The sequence below is a fragment of the Grimontia sp. SpTr1 genome (assembly GCF_947387585.1).
In the GTDB taxonomy this organism is placed as follows: Bacteria; Pseudomonadota; Gammaproteobacteria; order Enterobacterales; family Vibrionaceae; genus Enterovibrio; species Enterovibrio indicus.
This window is the reverse complement of sequence record NZ_CANDOD010000016.1, coordinates 40,269-62,050: the sequence shown is the minus strand read 5'-3', so window position 1 is coordinate 62,050 and position 21,782 is coordinate 40,269. Positions and strand designations below refer to the sequence as shown.

The 21,782-nt window shown below is 49.0% G+C and carries 15 protein-coding genes and 1 tRNA gene; 5 read left to right on the top strand and 11 right to left on the bottom strand.

Going from position 1 to position 21,782, the window contains the following annotated elements; translation table 11 throughout:
• Nucleotides 1-266: 266 nt before the first annotated feature.
• Both QL223_RS19670 and gap read right to left on the bottom strand, forming a co-directional pair.
• Nucleotides 267-1,130, bottom strand: coding sequence for a D-hexose-6-phosphate mutarotase (locus tag QL223_RS19670; RefSeq protein ID WP_281545706.1), 864 nt, complete (start codon nt 1,128-1,130; stop codon nt 267-269).
• A gap of 100 nt (nt 1,131-1,230) precedes the next feature.
• Entirely contained in the window at nt 1,231-2,226 is a 996-nt protein-coding gene (gene gap, locus QL223_RS19665; RefSeq protein ID WP_002541068.1) for a type I glyceraldehyde-3-phosphate dehydrogenase, read from the bottom strand.
• A gap of 490 nt (nt 2,227-2,716) precedes the next feature.
• On the opposite strand from gap, the gene msrB reads away from it, so the two are divergent.
• Nucleotides 2,717-3,112 (top strand): peptide-methionine (R)-S-oxide reductase MsrB, encoded by a 396-nt coding sequence (gene msrB / locus QL223_RS19660; RefSeq protein ID WP_281545705.1) that lies wholly within the window; start codon nt 2,717-2,719, stop codon nt 3,110-3,112.
• A gap of 70 nt (nt 3,113-3,182) precedes the next feature.
• Here the strand turns inward: msrB and QL223_RS19655 are convergent, their stop codons facing one another.
• Nucleotides 3,183-4,049, bottom strand: a complete 867-nt coding sequence (locus tag QL223_RS19655) for a DUF2989 domain-containing protein (protein ID WP_002541070.1) — start codon at nt 4,047-4,049, stop codon at nt 3,183-3,185.
• Between the two features lie 155 nt (nt 4,050-4,204).
• Complete coding sequence (locus QL223_RS19650; RefSeq protein ID WP_002541071.1) at nt 4,205-5,971, bottom strand: calcium-binding protein; 1,767 nt, start codon at nt 5,969-5,971, stop codon at nt 4,205-4,207.
• Between the two features lie 438 nt (nt 5,972-6,409).
• On the opposite strand from QL223_RS19650, the gene QL223_RS19645 reads away from it, so the two are divergent.
• A complete protein-coding gene (locus QL223_RS19645; RefSeq protein ID WP_281545704.1) occupies nt 6,410-6,694 on the top strand; it encodes a DUF1315 family protein in 285 nt (94 codons plus the stop codon).
• Between the two features lie 62 nt (nt 6,695-6,756).
• Here QL223_RS19645 and QL223_RS19640 read toward each other — a convergent pair whose 3' ends face one another.
• The 3 genes from QL223_RS19640 to sppA all read right to left on the bottom strand — a co-directional run bounded on the left by QL223_RS19640 (nt 6,757) and on the right by sppA (nt 12,144).
• Entirely contained in the window at nt 6,757-8,919 is a 2,163-nt protein-coding gene (locus QL223_RS19640) for a DUF4114 domain-containing protein (RefSeq protein WP_281545703.1), read from the bottom strand.
• Nucleotides 8,920-9,181: 262 nt separating this feature from the next.
• Nucleotides 9,182-10,192, bottom strand: a complete 1,011-nt coding sequence (gene ansA / locus QL223_RS19635) for an asparaginase (protein WP_002541077.1) — start codon at nt 10,190-10,192, stop codon at nt 9,182-9,184.
• Nucleotides 10,193-10,287: 95 nt separating this feature from the next.
• Nucleotides 10,288-12,144 carry a signal peptide peptidase SppA gene (sppA, locus tag QL223_RS19630; RefSeq protein WP_281545702.1) on the bottom strand — a complete coding sequence of 619 codons (1,857 nt, stop codon included), beginning with the start codon at nt 12,142-12,144 and terminating at the stop codon, nt 10,288-10,290.
• 161 nt (nt 12,145-12,305) lie between these two features.
• On the opposite strand from sppA, the gene QL223_RS19625 reads away from it, so the two are divergent.
• From QL223_RS19625 to QL223_RS19615, 3 genes are all read left to right on the top strand, one after another.
• On the top strand, nt 12,306-14,315 hold the full coding sequence (locus tag QL223_RS19625; RefSeq protein ID WP_281545701.1) for an NADPH-dependent 2,4-dienoyl-CoA reductase: 2,010 nt from the start codon (nt 12,306-12,308) through the stop codon (nt 14,313-14,315).
• A 97-nt stretch (nt 14,316-14,412) separates the two neighbouring features.
• Nucleotides 14,413-14,961 carry an NAD(P)H nitroreductase gene (locus QL223_RS19620; protein ID WP_002541081.1) on the top strand — a complete coding sequence of 183 codons (549 nt, stop codon included), beginning with the start codon at nt 14,413-14,415 and terminating at the stop codon, nt 14,959-14,961.
• A 111-nt stretch (nt 14,962-15,072) separates the two neighbouring features.
• Nucleotides 15,073-17,016 (top strand): DNA topoisomerase III, encoded by a 1,944-nt coding sequence (locus QL223_RS19615; protein ID WP_281545700.1) that lies wholly within the window; start codon nt 15,073-15,075, stop codon nt 17,014-17,016.
• On the opposite strand, the gene QL223_RS19610 is transcribed toward QL223_RS19615, so the two are convergent.
• The 4 genes from QL223_RS19610 to QL223_RS19595 form a co-directional block, all read right to left on the bottom strand.
• Nucleotides 16,998-18,593 carry a diguanylate cyclase gene (locus QL223_RS19610; RefSeq protein WP_281545699.1) on the bottom strand — a complete coding sequence of 532 codons (1,596 nt, stop codon included), beginning with the start codon at nt 18,591-18,593 and terminating at the stop codon, nt 16,998-17,000. The genes QL223_RS19615 and QL223_RS19610 overlap by 19 nt on opposite strands.
• A 218-nt stretch (nt 18,594-18,811) precedes the next feature.
• A complete protein-coding gene (locus tag QL223_RS19605; RefSeq protein ID WP_281545698.1) occupies nt 18,812-19,570 on the bottom strand; it encodes a sulfite exporter TauE/SafE family protein in 759 nt (252 codons plus the stop codon).
• 96 nt (nt 19,571-19,666) lie between these two features.
• Nucleotides 19,667-19,743, bottom strand: a tRNA-Pro gene (locus tag QL223_RS19600).
• Between the two features lie 116 nt (nt 19,744-19,859).
• On the bottom strand, nt 19,860-21,734 hold the full coding sequence (locus QL223_RS19595) for a DUF3413 domain-containing protein (protein ID WP_281545697.1): 1,875 nt from the start codon (nt 21,732-21,734) through the stop codon (nt 19,860-19,862).
• Nucleotides 21,735-21,782: the final 48 nt, after the last annotated feature.

The following is a 21,782-nucleotide window of genomic DNA, read 5'->3' as shown; positions in this document are numbered from 1 at the left end:
GGGTTGTGTGAATATCGCTACTTAACCGTATATACACAGGGAATTGTTCTACCGATCCATTCCCAAGAGCGAATTCTCACCAGCGAGACGCCACTTTCTGGGTTTCCAACGTCCGTCACAGTTAGGACTTCCGCAAACGCTCACTTTGGCACCTGTTTGATGAATGCCTCTTCTCTTGATGACGAACTTGCATTGCACGTGCCAGAAAATAAAAAAGCCGGAACCCCAAAGTTCCGGCTTCAATGAAATCGCTGTTAGTTAACGATTTATTTACAAATAACTTCGGTTGAGAGCGTGTGTTTTTCGCCAGGTTGGAGCGTCACACTTCTGTCGTAAACAGCAGATTCTGCACAAACCATGGTCAAAAATCCGTCGTCTTCCATGTCAGCCATGCCTTCGGCAAGCGCTTGCCACGGGTTCCAGACGACAACACCGTTGTTACCTTGGTTACTGACCTCTATACGGCGCTGATTCGCAGCATCTTCAATTATCACAGTGTCAGCTGCTTGAGGGTAAATACGGTCAACTTCGCCTTCGAACGTCGTTTTGCCTGTGCTTGGCTTACGCTCACCCGCTTCAATGTACTCATTGCCAAGTTCGGAAACCGTGGTTTGATGAATGTCGCCTATGTTGAAGTAGGTATGCAGTGCACCGCCAATTTGCATGGCGCTTTCGCCAGTATTGGTCGAGACCAAACTGACTTTGAGTGTGTCACTGACTTCCACCAGAAGTTCTGCGTGGAAAGCATGAGGCCAGATAGCGCGGGTTTCGGCGGTGTCAGCCAGGGTCAGGCTAACAATCACGCCTTCATCATTCTCGCGGTGCTCGTTGAGCGTCCATTCGCTGGTGCGTGCAAAACCGTGAGAAGGTTCTGCTGCTTTGCCGAACCAAGGCCAGCATACAGGAATGCCACCACGAATAGCTTTGTTACCGGTAAAGTCTGCTTTCCCACTCATCCAAATGGTTTCTTTTTTACCGGCCGGCGTGAAACTCAGCACGTGGCCGCCAAACAAGGAAATCGCAGCGGTGGCTTTCGGATGAATAACACGAACGACTTTTAAACCGTCCAGTTCGCAGACAGTGACATAGTCAGAGAGAACAGCAAGGGTAGGGAGCTGTTTTACGTCCATGAAGGTGCCTTTTGAAAATTTGCTACAAAAATTCAGGTACAAAAAAGGCGGCCATCAGCCGCCTTTTTGTCACTCATGCCTTAACGGCAATCCGGAATGATTACTTAGAGATGTGAGCAATCAGGTCCAGAACTTTGTTTGAGTAACCGATTTCGTTGTCGTACCAAGATACAACTTTAACGAATTTGTCAGTCAGAGCAACGCCAGCTTTTGCGTCGAATACTGAAGTTTGAACTTCACCGATGAAGTCTTGAGAAACAACTTCGTCTTCAGTGTAACCCAGAACGCCAGCCATCTCGCCTTCTGAAGCAGCTTTCATTGCCGCACAGATTTCTGCGTAAGAAGCAGCTTCTTTCAGGTTAACAGTCAGGTCAACAACAGAAACGTTTGCAGTTGGTACGCGGAAAGCCATACCAGTCAGTTTGCCGTTCAGTTCTGGAAGAACTACGCCAACTGCTTTAGCTGCACCAGTTGATGATGGGATGATGTTCTGAGAAGCACCACGACCGCCACGCCAGTCTTTCGCAGAAGGACCGTCAACAGTTTTCTGAGTTGCAGTAGTCGCGTGAACAGTAGTCATCAGGCCAGACTCGATGCCCCACTTGTCGTTCAGTACTTTCGCGATTGGCGCAAGACAGTTAGTAGTACAAGAAGCGTTAGAAACGATGTCTTGACCTGCGTAAGTCTCGTGGTTAACACCCATAACGAACATTGGAGTTGCGTCTTTAGATGGACCAGTCAGAACAACTTTCTTCGCACCAGCAGTGATGTGCTGACGTGCAGTTTCGTCAGTCAGGAAGATACCAGTTGCTTCAGCAACAACGTCAACGCCTACTGCGTCCCACTGAAGTTCAGTTGGGTTACGCTCAGCTGTTACGCGAACAGTCTTACCGTTAACAACCAGGTTACCGTCTACAACTTCAACAGTACCGTTGAAACGACCGTGAGTTGAATCGTACTTCAGCATGTATGCCATGTAGTCAACGTCGATCAGGTCGTTGATTGCTACAACTTCGATGTCGTTACGCTCAACAGATGCACGGAAAACGAAACGGCCGATACGGCCAAAACCGTTAATACCTACTTTGATAGTCATTATGTTGCTCCACAACTTAATATCTAGTGAAAGGAAATTGGTAGTAAAATTACAGAATCGGTACCACCCATGCAAGCAAAAAACCCATCTAAATTGCTTAAAGTCAAAAATTAGTACGGATTATTTTTACATCGCCCAAACAATATTTGAATGTGCTACAAAATATTTGAAATTATTCCCGTAAAACACCCTAGCTTGATATTTGTACAACGCCATCTGTCATACTCTTTAAGGCGCATATCTGCTTCGCTAAACAAGTATGGTGACAATATGCCGTTCGGTAAGTGCGAAAACTGAGAATCGAAAACGAGTTTGTCGGCGCTGCGCGTAAGCCATTGTTGATGAGATAAAAGTCAGCAGACCGCTGAAGCTGTGACCTGACGGGCGAAGCTTATTATCCGGGGTGGTACTCAGAGTAATAAGGAGGTAAAAAATCTTTTGCCAAATTCCGGCTTGCCGGAAAGAGAAATTTCCTGCACAAGAGGAAGTCATGACATCAGATAATAAGTGGAAAGCGTCTCTGTCTGAAGAGGCATATAAGGTCTGTCGGTTGGGACATACAGAAGCGCCATATACTGGTGCTTTATTACACAATCATAAGAAAGGAACATATCACTGCGTCTGCTGTGATGCTCTTTTATTTGATTCGAGTACAAAATTTGACTCTGGATGCGGCTGGCCAAGCTTTGATTTAGCGGTAGAAGGTGCGGTTCGTTACCTGGAAGACCAAAGCCATGGAATGGTAAGAACCGAAATCCGTTGTGCCGCCTGTGACAGCCATCTGGGGCACGTATTTGACGACGGCCCCACAGAAACAGGGCAACGCTACTGTGTGAATTCTGTGTCGATGACTTTCTCTGAGCAGAATGACGAAAGTAAAAGTTGAAAGTCATTGGGTATCAGAAAACAAAAAGTGCGCTCTCGGCGCACTTTTTGTTTTTAAGAGGTGGCATTGATTAGGTCGGGTCACCCAACGTCGCAAGCTGCATCAGTAGTCCTTTTTCAAAATCCCCATCTTCGATTTCAGACGCAATATCTTTTGCAATGTCAGCAATAGTCGCACGTCTTGAATCTGCCATTGGGTATAGCAATTTAAGCTGTGCCTCTTTAGCGATTGGCAGCCCCAGTTCACCGCCTACGAGTGCCCAAAGGTAGGCTTCATCGAGCTTTCCAATAGAATGGTTGGCCGTTGCGAGAGATTTGACCACATCTGGAATTGCCTTTTCACGGGTTTCACCCGCGCGGCCATCATAATAGGAGAGGGCTTTCAATAGCAGTTTGATCGTGTGTTCTTTGTCTTTATCGACGTAGTAAGTCGCAAGACCAAGCTGTAACTCCGGGGTGTTGAGGTATTCGGTTTCTTCCAACTTCAAGAATTGTTCGAGTGCTTCGTTGTCACCCTGTGTCCAACGGTAGTAAATAATGGAAGGCTGGTAAGAAGATTTAAGTTGCTGTTCAAGTTTGTCGATAGCGTCATAGGCGTGGAAGAGAGCTTCCGTGCGCAGTGTCTTTTTCGATTTCAGCGTGGTGGTTTCAATCTGTGCAGCCAACTCCATACACTTAGCGTACTTCTTGGTCAGTAGCAGTTCATCGAACTTATTCAGATCTGACTCTTTTTTGACGACGTCATAACGTTTCCAAATAAGGTCAGTTCGCTCATGGCGGCATTGGCCATCCTGAACGTTAAGCTTATTACAGATCTGAGGATAGTTTTCGCAAAGCTGAGCGGTGCTGCGGTTGCTCTCAAAACAGCCCGCAAGCAAAAGTGGGGTGATAGTGGCAATCGCCAGCTTCATCGGATTATTCAACAAGCCTTTCTTCATCGTATTCGTGGCTCTTATCGTCTCTATTGATACACAAATGACTTATAACATAAACGCTACTTTTCAGTTTAAGTTCATTTCACGACTTTTGCGTGAGTCCACAGAGATAAAAAAGACCAGCACGTTGGCTGGCCCTTTGATAAAGCTGGCTGATATCAGACGATATCCGTACCAAGATAAGTGATGTTTTCAGCATCAGTCCAAATAGTCACTTGATCACCATCGCGGATATCGGTGAAGACATAAGCTTGTAAATCCGCGGCTTGGGCTGCTGTTATGCCCATTTTCTCTATCATCGCTGGCGTGATATCAGCATTAGATGTGTCTGAAGCTTCGTACTGCCAATGCACCCCAGTGAGATTCAGGGTGTCGTCACCTTCTCCCAGCCAAGCCACAAAACCCTGCCAATCGTCCCGATCGGTGGTGTCTGACTGCGCATCAGTCTCATGGATATTAATGGTAACAGTTTGGTTGCCATTGCCACCAATAGCGGCTTCAACACCGGCGATGACGTTACCCGTCACACCGGGTGTGGTTTGGTAGGCAGCACCCGTAAAATCGGCATGCACTGAGCCTGAAATCTTCAAGACATCAAAGCCTGTTGCGGCATCATAGATGTGCTTGTTGACTTCTTTTCCGTTAGAAAGCGTGCGGATTTGTCCTTGGAAATCATTAACATCGAAAATCAAGGTGTCGGAATTGGTTCCGCCCCTCAGAATATCTTCGCCGACGCCACCATCCAGTACATTGTCGAAGCTGTTCCAGCCAGAAAACAGATAGTCGTTGCCTTCACGGCCAAGTAGGGTGTTACTGCCCAAGTTGCCGTAGAGGGTGTCATTACCGACGCCACCGTCTAGATAGTCATTCCCACCATTACCGCGCAGGAAGTCATCGCCTTCTTCGCCGTAGATGACATCATTGCCACCATTTCCTCGAAGGTCATCATTGCCTGTGGCACCATAGATTTCATCGTCACCGTTACCGCCAAAAATCTGGTCGTCACCGGTTCCGCCGTCGATGTAATCGGCACCTTCATCGGCACGAATAGTGTCGTTTCCTGCATCGCCCCAAATTTCGTCGTCACCACTGCCGCCGCGGATATAGTCGTCACCATTTTCACCAAAGACGAGGTCAGCGCCTTCACCTGCCAATAACTCGTCGTTACCCTGACCACCATACAGCGTGTCATCACCTGCACCGCCTTCCAGTTTGTCGGTGCCATTTTGTCCGCGTAACGTATCATTACCGTTGCCACCGTGAAGATGGTCATCATCATTTCCACCCCAAAGGGTGTCGTTACCATCGCCACCGGAAAGTACGTCATTACCGTCAGCGCCAACGAGAAAATCATCGCCACCTTCGCCAAACAGGCGATCATCACCTTCATAGCCATACAGGCTGTCATTGCCATGCGTACTGGTGTCGCTGCTGATTTCTTCAACTTCGATGGTGACGCTTGATGATGGGATGTTGGTGTCTACGTCATTAAGGTCGAGTGGGCGCCATTCAAAGTTGTTTAATTGACTGGCAGGCATGGTGAAGAAAACCAGTGCTGCGCCACCAGGTACGTTGATATCGAGCGCCGAGCCGCGCTCCGCCAAGCTGACATAATCTACAATGATGTCACGGCTGATGATGGTTCCGGATGCGTCCAAAATGGCGTAGCCCAAGCTTTTCTCTTCACCAGCTGGGAAGCTAAATTGTGACAAAGTCACGCTGATGAATGTCTCTTCTTGAATGGCATATGAACCATTAGCGTCTGGAGATAGGGTGGCGATATCTTCAGGCGATGAGTCGCCATAAGCCTTATCGTTACCCTCATAACCACGCAGGGTGTCGTTACCTAGTAGACCGTATATTTCGTCATCGTCGCTGGTGCCGACGAGATTGTCATTTGTATTTGTGCCAGAAATGGATGCCATGTGGCGTACCTTGCTCGAAATTAAGTATTTTCTTGCGACCACGGATACGGCTTCGTGTGTCGGTGTATTAAACGGGCGGGACAGATTTCACGACATGGTGTCTGGTTTTTTGTTCAATTGGTTTTAGTGAAACCAGTTTCTGTTGGCCGAGCGTCGTCACATAAAGTGGCAAAAGGTCTGCGATCTCTCAAGCTGCGAGGTGCGTATTCAGATTAAAATCAGTACTATTGCGGGCGTAGTAAAATAGGAATTCGCACTAAAGTGCTATAAAAAACTGAAAATCAGCATGGGAAATGACTGATTTCTTGGCTTGTTTGCCTTTTCAGTCAAGGTATCTCAGTGTGTTAGACACACGAGCATCTTTGGTCGAAAACCGGCGTTTTTACTCTCTGATTGTGTTGTGGCACCTTTGGGTGACCAAAGAAGAAAGGAAGTATCATGGATATCGAGCAGTTGCTGTCCACCATCACCCCAGACGCTTATGAACGCTTGTTGTATGCGGTAGAAACCGGTAAATGGCCTGAAGGCACGACACTGACACCGGAGCAACGCGACAATGCTGTCCAGGTTGTGATGCTCTATCAATCTCGCCACAACACGGAGCCGCAACATATGACGGTTGCGGCAGGTGGTGATATTACAATGAAGTCGAAAGCGCAGTTAAAACGAGAGTTTGCGCCGAATCAGGAAACGATTGTTCAGACCAAGCTGAGCGAAGAATAAAAAAGCGCCGACGTGAAGTCGGCGTTTTTCTTTAGGTTATTTGGAAGACCGAGAGCACCTCTTTAGAAGATGTCATTACCTGCCTGAGTGATGTTTTCTGCATCTGTCCAAAGGGTGATTTGCTCACCAGAGATGTCAGACGAGAACACATAAGCCTTAAGTGTCGAGGCTTGGTCTTCCGTTAATCCCATTTGCTGGATCATTGCCGGTGTGAGTTCTGCATTCGCTGTTGCATCTGCTTCATAAGTCCAGCGAGGGCCGGCAAAGTCAAAGGTATCGTCACCACCACCTAAATAAGCAACAAATCCATCCCAATCACCACGTTCTGTATCGTCTGATTGCGCCAAGATTGAATGCTCTTTTATCGTCACCGTTTGATTGCCATCATCACCGACAATTGCCTCAACGCCTGCGATCACATTGCCGTTAACTGTGGTGTCAGATTGATAAGCCGCACCTGTGAAGTCAACATGCACATCGCCGGACACTTCCAAAACATCAAATCCCGTTGCTGCATTGTAGACTTGGTCATTTACAACGCGTCCATTAGAGAGTGTTTTGGTTTCACCAGCAAAATCTTCAATGTCGAATACCAGAATGTCGGAGCCGATGCCGCCTGTGTAGGTATCTATGCCTTCCCCGCCATCCAGTCGGTTATTTGTACCGTTACCGGCGTAAAGCTCATCGTTACCCGCTCCACCAAGAAGGGTGTTGCTACCTGCGTTGCCGAAAAGCTTGTCGTTACCCGCGCCGCCGTCAAGCGTATCGTTCCCTGCTTTGCCATAGAGCACGTCGTCGCCTTCACCACCGTGCACGGTGTCGTTGCCGTGACCACCTCGAATGTCATCGGCACCTTCATCGCCGTAAAGAGTGTCGTCACCCTTTCCGCCAAAGATTTTGTCATCACCTTCACCGCCGTGAACGATATCTGCATCATCCCCAGCATGGATCGTGTCGTTACCGGTTCCACCGTCAATCGTATCTTTGTCACTGACTTCTTTTTCTGCGGTGACTTCGACAGTGAATACCGTGTCATTGAAATCTTTATCGCCCAGACCGCGTAGGTCTTCCCAAGCTGAAATATCGCCTGAGTTTCTCTCGTGATCCAGATTCCCAGTATTTTCAGTGGCCTGCGATACAAAAACATCGCTGGTTACTGAGCCTTGTGACACTGTTGGTGTGCCATCAAGAGTGAGGATGACTTCGCCTTTATCAAATCCTGCACGATCACCATCGGGGATCAGGAAAAGGCCCATTTTCTCGCCGCCTGTGGTGTCGATGTCGATCTTCAGCGAAGACACATGCTTAACGTTGTCGGCGACGATAACAGCGCGAATCACGTTTCCGTTACTGTCGAGAATGTAGTAGCCCAAGCTGTTATTGTATGCGGCACTATGGCTGAAGCTGCTTAAATCCAAACGCGCCTTTTCAGTACCAGAAATATCAAACAGTGCATCAGAGTCACGGCCAATCTGCACAGTTTCTTTGCTGATTCGACCGCCGAAAATCAGGTCATCGCCTGCACCACCGTTGATGGTGTCGTCGCCTTCATCACCGAAAATAGTGTCGTTGTCTGGGAGTTTGGAGCGAGGTTGGGTCACGTTGATTTGGAACGTGGTGTCATTGAAATCATTGTCACCTCCGCCCCAGAGATCTTCCCACTTGCTGGTAGAGCCGCTTTCACGCTCATGGTCGATACCATCTCCGTTCTCACTTTTCTGAGAAGTGAAGACTGCCGCTGAGCTTGAACCTTGGGTAACTGTCGCAGAGTTGGTTGAAAGGTCGAGATTCACTTCGCCTTTGTCAAAACCTTTGCGATCGCCATCAGGGATAAGGAAGAGTCCTAGTTTTGCTCCTCCCTCAGTCGCTATATCGTCAAGGTTAATGGCGCTGACATTTTTCACGTTGTCTGCAACGATGACAGCTTTCAGGACACTGCCATCTTCATCAAGAATGTAGTAGCCAAGACTGTTGTTATAGGCTGCGCTATGGGTGAAGTGTGAAAAATCGAGAGAGACAGCATCACCACCACTGATGTCAAAAGTACCATCAGCCGAGCGAGACAAAGAAATATCACTAGTAAAACCAGATGAACCGCCACCATTAAGGATATCGTTACCTGCACCACCTTTTATCATGTCGTTACCTTCGTAACCGAAGATGGTGTCATTACCACTTGTGCCATTTAATTTGTCATTCGCATAGGTGCCGGTAAACGTTGCCATCGTACTACTCCCTGATCTTAAGTCTTTGCTTATTTAGCGCTTTCTACTGAGGTGTAAATTTATTTAACAGTGTCAATACACTATTCAACTAAGCACTAATCACAAGACAGTCAGTAGGTTTTCAGTTGAATATCAGGGGTGGGAATGAGTTTTTTGGGTTTGAATGGCCAGAAAAGTATGAGGGATTGTTCAGTGGAAGTATGACCAAAAACAACAAAGGCCAGCGTATGCCGGCCTTCTACATTGTCTGTTTTTCTGAATATCAGAGCGACAATTCGCCGCGGAGGTCTTGTTGAAGTTGGGTGCGAATGGCATCCATTGGCAAGTCCTGACTCAGAAGAAAGTGCAGTTTCGCCAGTGCTGCTTCCGGGGTCATGTCATAACCGCTAAGAACGCCTGCTTCTGCCAGCGCACAACCTGTAGCGTAACCGCCCATATTGACTTTACCTGCCAGACACTGGGTCAGATTCAACACCACAACGCCGCGATCAGTCGCTTCGCGAAGCAGGCCTAGCAGCTCTTGATTCTGAGGTGCGTTGCCCACACCAAAGGTCAGCAGGATCATCGCATTCACTGGTTGTTTCAGCGCATTGCGGATCACTTCCGGCGAAATCCCCGGATACATCATGATAATGGCAACAGGCTGTTCGGTAATCGTGTGAACTTTGAAAGCACCTTCCGGCTTCTTATCGATTTCTGCACCGTGGAGCTGGATGTTAATACCCGCTTCCAACAGAGGCGGCAGATTTGGCGACGTAAAAGCATTGAAACCATCTGCATGGGATTTGGTGCTACGGTTACCGCGAAGAAGCTGATTGTTGAAGAACAAGGTCACTTCGTTGATGGGGTAATTCGCAGCGATATGCAGTGCGTTTAGCAGATTCGCCTGACCATCAGAACGCAGTTCTGCCAACGGGATTTGTGATCCTGTCACGATGACGGGTTTATCCAGGTTCTCCAGCATAAAGGAGAGCGCAGAGGCGGTGTATGCCATGGTGTCTGTACCATGGAGAATCACGAAGCCATCGTACTTATCGTAGTTGTCACGAATATCGTCAGCAATGCGTTGCCACTCTGCAGGGGTCATGTCGGCGGAGTCGATCAGCGGGCTGTATTCATGAATAGTGAATTCAGGCATCTCAGGGCGATGGAATTCCGGCATTTGTTGGAGTTGTTGTTGCATGAAGCCAGACACAGGAATGTAGCCCTGCTCTGATTTCAGCATGCCGATTGTGCCGCCAGTGTAGGCGATATAAATGTGTTTTCTTTCCATCTTCACAACTTAAATGTAGCCGAGGTAGTGCGCGCATTATACGGAGTGGATGCACGAAAAAAACCCCGGATTTCGCCGGGGGTTGTTGAGAGGTCTCAGTTTTCGTAATAACTACAATTCGGACAGAGCGCGTATTGTCCGTTTGGATCATTGAAGTTATTCAGGTTGTTTATTTCAGTAACGGCGTGGTTAGCAAACTGTTGAACTCCATCAGGCAGTTTGACGGTTTCGTTCAATCCGAGCGTTACCATCGCCTGGTTCATGAACTCATAGATGAATTGCTGTGCTGGGGTGAGCGGCTCTTCCATCCAGTTCAATGAATAATCGGTTACTTGAGCCAGTTCTGCTGCAACGGTAATGGCATCGTCAAAGTCGCCCATTTGGTCAACCAAGCCACGTTTCATCGCATCGTAACCCGTCCATACACGGCCTTGTGCCACTTGATCGACATCTTGGAGTGATAGGTTACGTTGGCTGGCGACTAGGCCAATAAAGCGCTGGTAACCATTTTCAATCCCAAGCTGCATGATGTTGCTGATTTCTTCTGGCAACGCTCGTGTGACCCCGACACCCGCAAATGGTGTGGTGCCGATACCGTCGTTATAAACACCGTACTTCGCCAGCACATCTTCGAAGGTGGTCAGAATACCGAAGATACCGATAGACCCTGTGATGGTAGTTGGCTGCGCGAGTATGCGGTCCGCGCTTGAGGATATCCAATAACCGCCGGACGCTGCTACGCTAGACATGGATACGACGACGGGCTTGCCCGCCTGTTTCAGCGCATCCACTTCGTTGCGGATCACTTCAGAGGCAAAGGCGCTGCCGCCTGGGCTGTCTACACGCAAAACCACCGCTTTAATTGAATCGTTCAGGCGTGCATCACGTAGTAGGCCAGCAGTGGTATCACCACCGATAGTGCCTTCTGATTCAAAGCCATCCACGATGGCACCGCTTGCAACGACCACGGCAATTTGGTCTGCCTTAGGCAATTCAAAGTTCAGCGGCGCGTAATCATAGAAGCTCACATAGTTGAAGCTGTCTTCCCCATCGCTGCCAAATACTTCTGCCAGACGGGTACGGATTTGTTGGCGGGTCATCAGTTCATCGACCAAGCCCATGTTGTAGGCTAATTTTGCGAAATCACCGTTTGCTGCCTTGAGGTTGGCAATCAGAGTGTCAGCATCCGGTGAGAGGGTTGAAACCTCGATGTTACGGTTGGTGGCAATGTCATCGACAAATGCGCCCCAAAGCTGATTCAGCCAAACAGAGTTTGCTTCGCGCGCTTCCTCAGACATGCCCGTGCGTGTGTATGGTTCAACAAATGATTTGTAAGTTCCGACGCGGAAAACGTGCGTAGTGATATCTAGGTTTTCCAGCAGGTCTTTGAAGTAGAGGTTATAGGTGCCATAGCCACGCAACAGCACTGCGCCGTCCGGTGCCATGAAAATCTCGTCGGCATAGCTGGCGAGGTAATATTGGCTCTGGTTGTAGTGCCCACCAATAGCAACCACAGGTTTGCCAGTGGCTTTGAATTCATTAATTGCTTTAGCGATGTAGCGAAGCTTGGTCAGGCTGGTTTCCGACATGTCGGACAGGCTGAGTACCATGCCGTTGATTTTGTCGTCTTTTGCGCCAGCTCGGATTTGCTCGACGATATCGTAAAGCACGTTTTCAAACTGCATTTGCTGACCGAAAAGATTGCGTGTCGCGAAATCATAAGGATCGACGCGGCGCTGCTTTTCAACGATTGGCCCAGAAATATCAACCAGAAGCGCCCGCTCTGGTTGCTCAATCGGTTTAGTCGGTGCGGCATGCTCCATCGTAAACAGAAAATAGATCCCCACCAACATGGCAATGAACAGAATATTCAGGATCAACTGACGGGTAAAACTGAGGGCTTTCCAAAACCACTTCAGTAAGGTGCCGATAAATTTAAAAAGCGTTTTCATTTGGTTATCCAGCTTCTTTTATTACTGGTAATCGTAACGAATCCTGTCCGATTAGAATAGAGGTGATTAATGTTGTAAAAATGTAAACAAACGTTTGAAACTTTTGTTTGAGTGGCTTATCTTGGTCTGACCAGAACTAATAATAACCATGGAAGCGCATCATGAATTCGCCTTACCCACACCTACTCGCGCCGTTGGATCTTGGCTTTACGCAGTTGAAAAACCGCGTACTGATGGGGTCTATGCATACTGGACTGGAAGAATCGAATGACGGGTTTAAGAAGCTCGCTGCTTTCTACGCCGAAAGGGCAAAGGGTGGTGTCGGCCTGATTGTTACAGGTGGCTTTTCTCCGAACTTCCGTGGTCGTCTCCACCCTTTAAGTGCGCAATTCAGCAGCGGTCGAGCGGCCCGCGCGCACCGTACCATCACTGATGCAGTGCATGAAAATGGCGGTAAAATTGCGCTACAGCTTTTGCACGCAGGCCGTTATGCGATGCATCCTTTCGCTCTTAGTGCGTCTGATACGCGTTCGCCTATCTCTAAATTCGCGCCTTCTGCCATGAGCGAACGCCAAATCCTGAATACCATCAAAGACTTTGGTAAGAGTGCGGAACTTGCCCGTGAAGCGGGTTATGACGGCGTGGAAATCATGGGTTCAGAAGGTTATCTGATTAATCAGTTCATCTGTGCGCGTTCCAATACCCGTTATGATCGCTGGGGTGGCAGCTATGAAAACCGTATCCGTTTGGCTGTAGAAGTGGTGAAAGCAGTGCGCGAACGTGCGGGTCAAGATTTCATCATCATTTTCCGACTGTCGATGTTGGATCTGGTGGAGCAGGGTAGCACGCATGATGAAGTGGTTGAGCTTGCGAAAGCGCTGGAACAAGCTGGTGTTACCATCATCAATACTGGTATTGGCTGGCATGAAGCCCGTATTCCTACCATCGCCACTCAGGTTCCGCGCGCAGCGTTCGCGTGGGTTACCGAGCGTCTAAAAGGTGAGGTCAATGTGCCTTTGGTCACCTGTAACCGCATCAATACGCCGGAAATCGCCGAGGAGATCCTGTCGTCGGGGCAGGCAGATATGGTTTCCATGGCGCGCCCATTTCTGGCAGATGCGGAATTTGTGGCGAAAGCTGAGCAAGATCGCTCTGACGACATTAACACCTGTATTGCCTGTAATCAGGCCTGTCTTGACCATGTGTTCAAAGGGAAACGCGCCAGTTGCTTGGTGAACCCTCAGGCGTGTTACGAAACAGAGTTGGTCGTCACACCGGCTTCCAACAAACGCCGTGTTGCGGTTATCGGTGGTGGTATGGCAGGCATGTCTTTCGCGACCACAGCTGCAGAGCGTGGCTTTGATGTAGTGTTGTTTGAGAAGCGCGATACCCTTGGCGGTCAATTCAATCTCGCCATGCAAATTCCCGGTAAGGAAGAATTCAAAGAATCTATCCGTTACTTCACCCGTAAGGTAGAGCAATCCGGCATTGAAGTCCGTCTGAATACGGAAGTTGATGCGGATACCCTGAAAGATTTTGATGAAGTGGTAGTGGCAACGGGTGTTAAACCTCGCATTCCATCTATTCCGGGTATCGACCATCCAAAAGCCATTGATTACCAGACGTTCATCCGTGAGCAACCTGAACTTGGTGGGCGAGTGGCCATTATTGGTGCCGGTGGTATCGGCATTGATGTCGCTACCATGATTACTGAGCCAGAAAATCACACGCTGGATGACTGGCTAAAAGATTGGGGTATCGACAAAACTATCTCGTATGAAGGCGGGTTACACCCTCAACCTCACTATGTCGCACAGCGTCAGGTATGGTTACTGCAACGTAAAGCAGGTCGCGTAGGCAAAGGACCGGGTAAAACAACGGGCTGGATCCATAAGAAAACGCTGGAAAAACGAGGTGTAGAACTCCTTGGTGGTGTGGCATACGAGAAGATCGATGACGCAGGTTTGCATATCACCCTTGAAGGTCAGCACCACATTCTGCCAGCAGATCATGTGATCGTTTGTGCCGGTCAGGAGTCAGTGAATGGTTTGGTATCTGCACTCGAAGCGCAAGGCATCAAAGCCCATGTGATTGGCGGTGCTGAGCATGCCGGCGAGTTGGATGCTAAACGCGCGATTCGCCAAGGGGTGAAGTTAGCCATATCACTTTAAGCCAGTAGTTTGAAAAACCACAAAACCCGAGTGGAGTCGCCTCTCGGGTTTTGTGTTATTTTGGGAAAGTGATTTTTAATTCTTTTCGGGACGATATATGGACGCGATAACTCTTCTTACCCAGCGCCGCTCAATTCCTCGTTTACTGGCTCCGGCCCCGACTGGTGAAGCATTGGACAACATGCTGGCTGCTGGCCTTAGAGCACCTGACCACGGCGCACTGACGCCTTGGGAGTTTGTCGTCGCGACAGGGGAAGGACTGGATAAGCTTTCTGCCATTTTGAAAAGCGCGGCAGAAGCCGACAACGAAGAAGACGCGGTGGTTGAGAAAGCAACCAAGTCACCTTATCGCGCGCCTATGGTCATCACTGTGATTGCCCGCACCAAGCAACATGACAAAGTACCTGTGATTGAGCAGCACATCTCTGCAGGCTGCGCGGCACAGGCAATGCAGATGGCAGCAGTTGCGCAAGGTTTTCAGGGCTTCTGGCGTACCGGGAAATGGGCCTATCATTCTGTTGTTCGTGAAGCGTTTAACGTGTCAGGTGACGACGAGATCGTAGGGTTCCTCTACGTAGGCACACCGGATTGCACACCGGCTGGCGTGCCAAAGCGTGATACTGCAAAGTACGTGACGTACCTGTAAAACCTGACTTCGTTCCATTTGACAATTAACTGGATGTATATCCAGTTAATTGTTGTTAACTTCCCTGAATTTCGATAAATTGTGGGTTCATCGTCCGAGACTTCCAACGATATGACCAGACTCTTTATCGCCGAAAAACCCAGCCTAGGCCGCGCGATTGTCGCAGCACTTCCCAAGCCCCACAAAAATCATGAAGGCTATGTTGTTGCTGGAAATGGCGACACGGTGACATGGTGTATCGGCCATTTGCTCGAGCAGGCAGAGCCTGAGGCTTATGACGAAAAATATAAAACCTGGCGACTCGACGATCTTCCTATTCTTCCTCAGCAATGGATTTTAAAACCGCGTAAATCTGCCGCCAAACAGCTGGGTGTGGTGAAAAAACTGCTCAAGCAGTTTGATGAAATCGTGCATGCAGGTGACCCGGATCGCGAAGGTCAACTGCTGGTGGATGAAGTGTTCAGCCACGCCAAGCTTTCTGAAGCCAAGAAAAAACGAATCCAGCGTCTGCTGATTAATGACCTGAACACCTCGGCGGTGAAAAAGGCATTGTCAGCCCTGCGCAGCAATATGGAGTTTGTGCCGCTTTCGGTGTCAGCACTGGCGCGCTCAAGAGCGGATTGGCTCTATGGCATGAACATGTCCCGCGCTTACACTTTACTTGGAAAACAGGCGGGGTATCAGGGGGTGCTTTCCGTCGGTCGCGTGCAAACACCGGTATTGGGGCTGGTGGTTCGCCGTGATCGCGAAATCGAAGCCTTTATCCCCAAGCCTTTCTATCAATTGGATGCAGTTATCCCCTACCAAGGTAGCGATATTCTTGCCCGTTGGCAGCCGAGTGAAGCCTGCCAGCCATGGCAGGATGAAGAAGGGCGGGTATTAGCGAGGAATCTGGTCGAAAACGTCGCGCGTCGTATTGAAGGTCAGCCTGCAACGGTGACCAAATCAGAGCGCAAGACCACCAAACAGTCACCGCCGTTACCTTACAGTCTGTCTGCGCTGCAAATTGATGCGGCCAAGCGTTTTAATATGAGCGCCGCAGATGTACTGGCCTGTTGTCAGTCCTTGTACGAGAAGCATAAGGTGATCACCTATCCGCGCTCAGATTGCCGCTATCTCCCTAAAGGCCACTTCAAAGAAGCACAAAGCGTCTCTACCGCGATAGCGAAAACGACTGATGCGTTATCTACTGCGGTCAGCAATGCCAACCTTTCCCTTAAATCGAAGGCTTGGAATGACAGCAAAGTCGAAGCTCACCACGCGATTATCCCTACGTCGAAAAGCAGCAGCGCATTGAGTGGGCGCGAACGTGATGTGTATGAGCTCATCGCCCGCCAATACCTGATGCAGTTTTACCCCGCAGCGGAGTACGCCGAAGCCAAACTGGACTTTGAGATTGCGGGTGGTCTTTTCATCGCAAAAGGGAAAAAGCTAATGTCTCCGGGGTGGCGAACACTGCTGTCCCGAGATAAGTCAGCGCAGAACGAAGATATCGAAAGTTTGGTACCACCGCTGGATAAAGGCACTGTATTGACCTGCGCTCGCGGCAATATTAAAGATTGCATGACGGAGCCTCCGCGTTATTTTACTGAAGCGACGTTGCTGCAAGCGATGACTGGGATTGCCCGATTTGTAAAAGACCCATCGCTTAAGAAAATCCTTCGAGATACAGACGGATTGGGAACTGAAGCAACCCGGGCTGGGATTCTCGATTTGCTGTTCAAACGTAGTCTTCTCTCTCGGGAAGGAAAGCAGATCCGCTCAACTGCTTCTGGAAAAGGCTTGATTGATGCGTTGCCTGAGAAAGCAGCCTATCCGGATATGACGGCGCAATGGGAACGACAGCTTCATGACATGGCAGAAAAGAAAGGAGCTTATCAACCTTTTATGACTGCATTGGAGTCCGAGCTAAATGTGCTGATGCAAACCGTCAGACATGGCTCAGTGCCTGATAGCCTTCGTTCGCTGCCAGCACAGCCTAACCGGTTCAAGAAAGGAAGAGGTGGGAAAAGCAGGGCACCTGCCAAGAAGCGCCGTTATAAAACAAAGGCCTGATTTTTCCCTGCGTTCTTCGCCTCATAGAGCGCGACATCGGCGTCAATGAACAGCTGTTGCTGGTTGTTCGGCTTTTCTGGAATGGTGGTTTTGCCGCCCGCGCTGATGGTGACTATCGGCGCGACGGGTGAATCACCGTGCGGTATCTCTAGCTTGCGCACGGCTTCCAGTGCGCGATTAGCCACAGATATTGCATTCTCTCGGTTACTGCCTGGTAACAGGAAGACAAACTCTTCACCACCAAATCTTGCCAATAGTGCGCCAGCACGTCGTTCGACCTGGCTGAGCGCTTCGGCCACTTTCGTCAAACATTGGTCGCCCAAGGCATGGCCATATTTGTCGTTGTATTGCTTAAAGTGGTCGATATCGACAATCAAAATGGTCAGTGGAGTTTGGTAGCGAAGGGCGCGACGCCATTCCTCTTCCAGTCGCTCATCCAGCATCCGGCGATTTGGCACTTGTGTCAGACTGTCTTCTCGGGATATCTGATTCAAGCGCTTATTGGCTTCTTCCAGCTGCGCTGTACGCTCTGCCACACGGTGTTCCAGTGACAGGTTGAGGGCTTTCAGATCATCTTGTGCACGACGTTGGATGAGGTGCTGTGACATAGTGACCCCAAGGAGCTTCAGAAGCTCGCTGTGGTAACTTTTCAGTGGCGTTCCAGAGATCAGGTTGTCACAGGCAATCCAACCAATTGGATCGTCACCATCCCATAGCGAAATGGTGGCATTCCAACCCGTCCCAACGACTTTGTTGTCATGATAGAGCTCACAGCCTTCATTGATGGTGATATGGCGCTTCTTATCAAGTGTGGTTTTGGCGTGGTAGTGCTCATGAATCGCCGTGCAATACCATTGCTCATTGGTCACGGTTCCGTTGATATCTGTTCCATAGGTCCCGCGCAACAAACCAGTATGGCTATTGAGAAGGAAAATCGCCATGCGGTCAAAATCGAGAGCATGAATACACTCATAAACCGCAGTATGAAGCATGTTATCCAGAGAATGGGCGTGCCAGAGTCGTAACGAGATTTTATGTAGGATATGGAGTTGTTCTAAAAGTCCCTTTTGTGAGCAGACTTCTTGCACCAGTTTCTTTTCGGTTTTTTTATGATTGGCTTTTTCAAAAGCTAGGAACTGGCGTTGCAGGTGACTGTCGAGTACACCTGAAAGCATCAATGCCAATAGTGTTTTAGCTTTGGCATCAACATGAATTTCTTTTTTGGTTGAAAGCAGCAAACCAGCCGATTGTGTGCCACGAATATTGAGTGGGAGTACCCAGTGATACTGCCCCTGTTGCTGCAAAGGCGCGTCAGTGTCCAATAGGTTGAAGAGAAGGGATTGATCCTCTTCGTTTAATGCCATGGCAGGTGAAGAGATTTGATGGTGATCGGCGCGAATATCTGCGATCTGGCTCCAGTTTGCGCTTTCAGTGTCTTTGAGAAGAACTTGGCAGCGGACATCGTCAGCAAGGAGGCATAAAGTCTGGCCCAGGGCTGCACAGAATGCATCCAGATTTTCTTGCGGACAAATCGCTTCGCCTGCTTTCAGGCAGAATGCGTAATCCAAAGCAATCATGCCCATGACTCCCTTATGACTGGCTACTGACGAAAAATGTGATTTTAGTTCTAATCTTTAGATGGCCAGTATGACAGTAATCGCCATTAGCAATGTCTAAATTTCCCTCATCTTCGACAGACTTCACAAGGGAGTTTAAGGGTCTGTGATGCCCGTAATGTGTTTGTTCTCTGTATGGTTATTTGTTTGATATAACGGCAAAAACTCTTGGTTTTTTGTTAGCTCGAGTACGCAAAAATAACGCCAGCAAGTGTCATCAAAAACAGGAACCACTTGAGGAGTTTAGGGTCTGCTTTAATGGCAAACTTCACGGCCAACCAAGCACCAAACATGGATCCCAACGCAAGCAGCAAGCCGGGTAACCAGAGAATTAAATCCTGCCAGATGAAGATAGCGAGCGAGACGGAAGTAAACGCTAACGTACAGACGAGCTTTAAGGCGTTACCGCGCACGAGATCATAGCGAAGCGTCCCACACAGCGCAGCTATAAGCACAAACCCGACACCCGCTTGAACAAATCCACCGTAGAAACCTGCAATGGCAAGTCCAACCCAGGCTGCTGGTGTGTCCTTCACTTTACGTGCAAGCTCTCCTTCATCGGGCATGACTGCCTGAGGTTTTACCAGCATGATAAATGCCATTAAGAGCATGGTGCCGAGAAGGAGTGGTTTGATGATTGAAGAGGGCAGCCAGGCCGCCGCTCCAGCACCTACTGCACCACCAATCAGGGTTGGGATAAGAATAGGTAGCAGGTCATGGCCATCCAGACGCTTATGATGGCGAAATCCTGCAACGCCAGAAACACTTTGCATAAAAACGCCGACACGGTTGGTGGCATTGGCCACTTCCGCTGGCATGCCCAGCACGATTAACGCAGGAATGGTGAGGTTTGAGCCACCGCCAGCCAGTGTATTGATAATGCCTGCAACAAAGCCAAGCACAACCAGCAAAGCGCCAAACTCGATAGAGACGTCCATTTCGCTATCCAGATAATTTCAATAGGGAAATGAATACTAACCAAGAACATGGCTACGAAAAAGCCCGCAGCTAAAAAAGCTGCGGGCTCATATAGATGGTCGGTCTGAGAGGATTTGAACCTCCGACCCCTGACACCCCATGACAGTGCGCTACCAAGCTGCGCTACAGACCGACACTATGGATTCATGGTACGAACACAGTATTTAGCTGTCAATCGCCTTTCTTTATTAAATCCGCGAATTTCAATCGTTTGGCTAAAAAGAAGCCAGCTTATCGCTGGCTGCTCTGTTAGTTTTCTTCGGGATGATAGAAGCGCTTCAACTCGTGCATCACCTGCATCAGTACAGAAAGCTGAGGTTTGCCTTCCGGTTGCAGCTTGTAGTTGCTGTCATACACGCGATAGTTTCCGAACTTGTCCACCACCGTGGTTTTGTCAGGCTGAACCACGACGATGTCACGACTGTCACCAGCGATTACCCATTTTCTTGGCTTATCGGAAAGCTCGAATAGGTTCATGCCACTGGTATAGTTGGTCGAAGGGCTGTCAACCGCCAGCATGGACTCCATCAATGTTGGAACGATATCCAAATGCGAGCTGTAAACATCGACTTGGCGGGGTTCCTGATTTGGCCAGTGCATGATCAGAGGAACCTGCAGCTGATACTTACTGTAGTTGGTGTTTGCGCCCCAGCTGTTGGATCCGGTTTCGTTAAATTCAGTGCCGTGGTTAGATGTAATGATCACCACGGTGTTATCGAGCTGGCCGTTTGCTTCTAAAGTGTCGAGCATTTCACCCAACAAGGTATCCACGTAATAAGCGGCATTGTTATAGCTGTTTTTCAGCACCAGCGAGGTTTGTTCGCCTACGCTTGCCATATCGTTGTCGAGTGATGGCTGAAACGGACGCTCATAATCACCACCTTGTTCGTAATCAGTGACACTTTTGAGTTCCAGATAAGCGAACCAAGGTTGTTTCACATCACCGGCTTTGATCCACTCGTCGAGATTGTCTGCGGCAATATGGTCAGCCACCCAGGTTTCCGACGCTTTGACATTTGACGCTTGCTCAAGGTGCTTACCAAAAATGCTCTGATAATAGATCGGGTTGTCGAAGTTATCAGCGCTGAAAAGACCGAAACGGTAGTTGCGCTTATCCATCGTATCAATCAGCAATGGACTTAAACCTTCCGTTCGCGCGCTTTGTGCATAGCTGCCAGGCAAGCCGTAAAATAGGCCAAAAATTCCTGCCATCGCATCATTGCTGGAACTGTAGTGATGGGTATATTTCAGATTGCTGTTAGCAAACTGATTCAGGTTTGGCATCACAACCGGGTCAAGCATGTCTGCTCGCAAACTTTCCACCATCACTACAAGCAGGTTAGGGCTAAAGCTTTGTGCGTTGGCGGAAAACGAGAGTTTCTCCAACGGATAGCGAATCACTTCGCTTTCCTGATCGCCAATGGCATCTTTGCGGCGTTGATATTCTTGACGGTCAAGCAGCCCGTACTTCTCCATGAAGGTTTTCGCCGTCATTGGATAGGAAACTGGGAAATTGGAGCGTTGCGCAGTCACCGGGCTGTAAATGAAAGCATCTGCCCAGATATGGATGAGGTGGCTGCCGATAAAGCAGATCGCGAACACGCTGGCGATAGGCACACCGACGCGTTTGCGGGAAAGTTTACGGAGTTTTCGCCAGACCCATTCCGAAATAATGAGTTCCAGCAGGAAGATAGCGGGCACGACCACAAACAGGTATTGCCAGTGGGCGTTCATGTCCGTTTTTTCGCCGCTGAGCAATAACTCCCACACCAACGGATTCAGGTGAAGGTGCATTGTCTCATAGGCGTAGATGTCCAACAGCAGGACGGTCATACCTGCCGTGGCAACCAGAACAGCAAATAGCCTCATCAACCGCTGGGAAGGGATAATGAAGCTAGCTGGGAAGATAACCAGTATATAGAGGGCGAAAACCAGAAAACCGAAGTGACCGATCCATGTCAGCAATTGATAGGTTTGACCTAGCAAAGTCTCTGGCCAGCCTGACTGAGCGATATAGCGAGTGCCCAGCAACATGGCTGCGATAATGTTGAAAAAGCTGAACCAGTGCCCCCAGCTCACGAGCTGGGAGACTTTATCCCTGTAGGTGTTTCCGCTGTCTACCATATATGGTTAATTCTTCTCTTTATTCTACTGCACGTCATTTTTGACGCG

Coding starts and splice junctions, on each gene's coding strand:
- QL223_RS19670 (WP_281545706.1), bottom strand. CDS start 1,130: ATGGACGTAAAACAGCTCCCTACCCTTGCTGTTCTCTCTGACTATGTC.
- gap (WP_002541068.1), bottom strand. CDS start 2,226: ATGACTATCAAAGTAGGTATTAACGGTTTTGGCCGTATCGGCCGTTTC.
- msrB (WP_281545705.1), top strand. CDS start 2,717: ATGACATCAGATAATAAGTGGAAAGCGTCTCTGTCTGAAGAGGCATAT.
- QL223_RS19655 (WP_002541070.1), bottom strand. CDS start 4,049: ATGAAGAAAGGCTTGTTGAATAATCCGATGAAGCTGGCGATTGCCACT.
- QL223_RS19650 (WP_002541071.1), bottom strand. CDS start 5,971: ATGGCATCCATTTCTGGCACAAATACAAATGACAATCTCGTCGGCACC.
- QL223_RS19645 (WP_281545704.1), top strand. CDS start 6,410: ATGGATATCGAGCAGTTGCTGTCCACCATCACCCCAGACGCTTATGAA.
- QL223_RS19640 (WP_281545703.1), bottom strand. CDS start 8,919: ATGGCAACGTTTACCGGCACCTATGCGAATGACAAATTAAATGGCACA.
- ansA (WP_002541077.1), bottom strand. CDS start 10,192: ATGGAAAGAAAACACATTTATATCGCCTACACTGGCGGCACAATCGGC.
- sppA (WP_281545702.1), bottom strand. CDS start 12,144: ATGAAAACGCTTTTTAAATTTATCGGCACCTTACTGAAGTGGTTTTGG.
- QL223_RS19625 (WP_281545701.1), top strand. CDS start 12,306: ATGAATTCGCCTTACCCACACCTACTCGCGCCGTTGGATCTTGGCTTT.
- QL223_RS19620 (WP_002541081.1), top strand. CDS start 14,413: ATGGACGCGATAACTCTTCTTACCCAGCGCCGCTCAATTCCTCGTTTA.
- QL223_RS19615 (WP_281545700.1), top strand. CDS start 15,073: ATGACCAGACTCTTTATCGCCGAAAAACCCAGCCTAGGCCGCGCGATT.
- QL223_RS19610 (WP_281545699.1), bottom strand. CDS start 18,593: ATGATTGCTTTGGATTACGCATTCTGCCTGAAAGCAGGCGAAGCGATT.
- QL223_RS19605 (WP_281545698.1), bottom strand. CDS start 19,570: ATGGACGTCTCTATCGAGTTTGGCGCTTTGCTGGTTGTGCTTGGCTTT.
- QL223_RS19595 (WP_281545697.1), bottom strand. CDS start 21,734: ATGGTAGACAGCGGAAACACCTACAGGGATAAAGTCTCCCAGCTCGTG.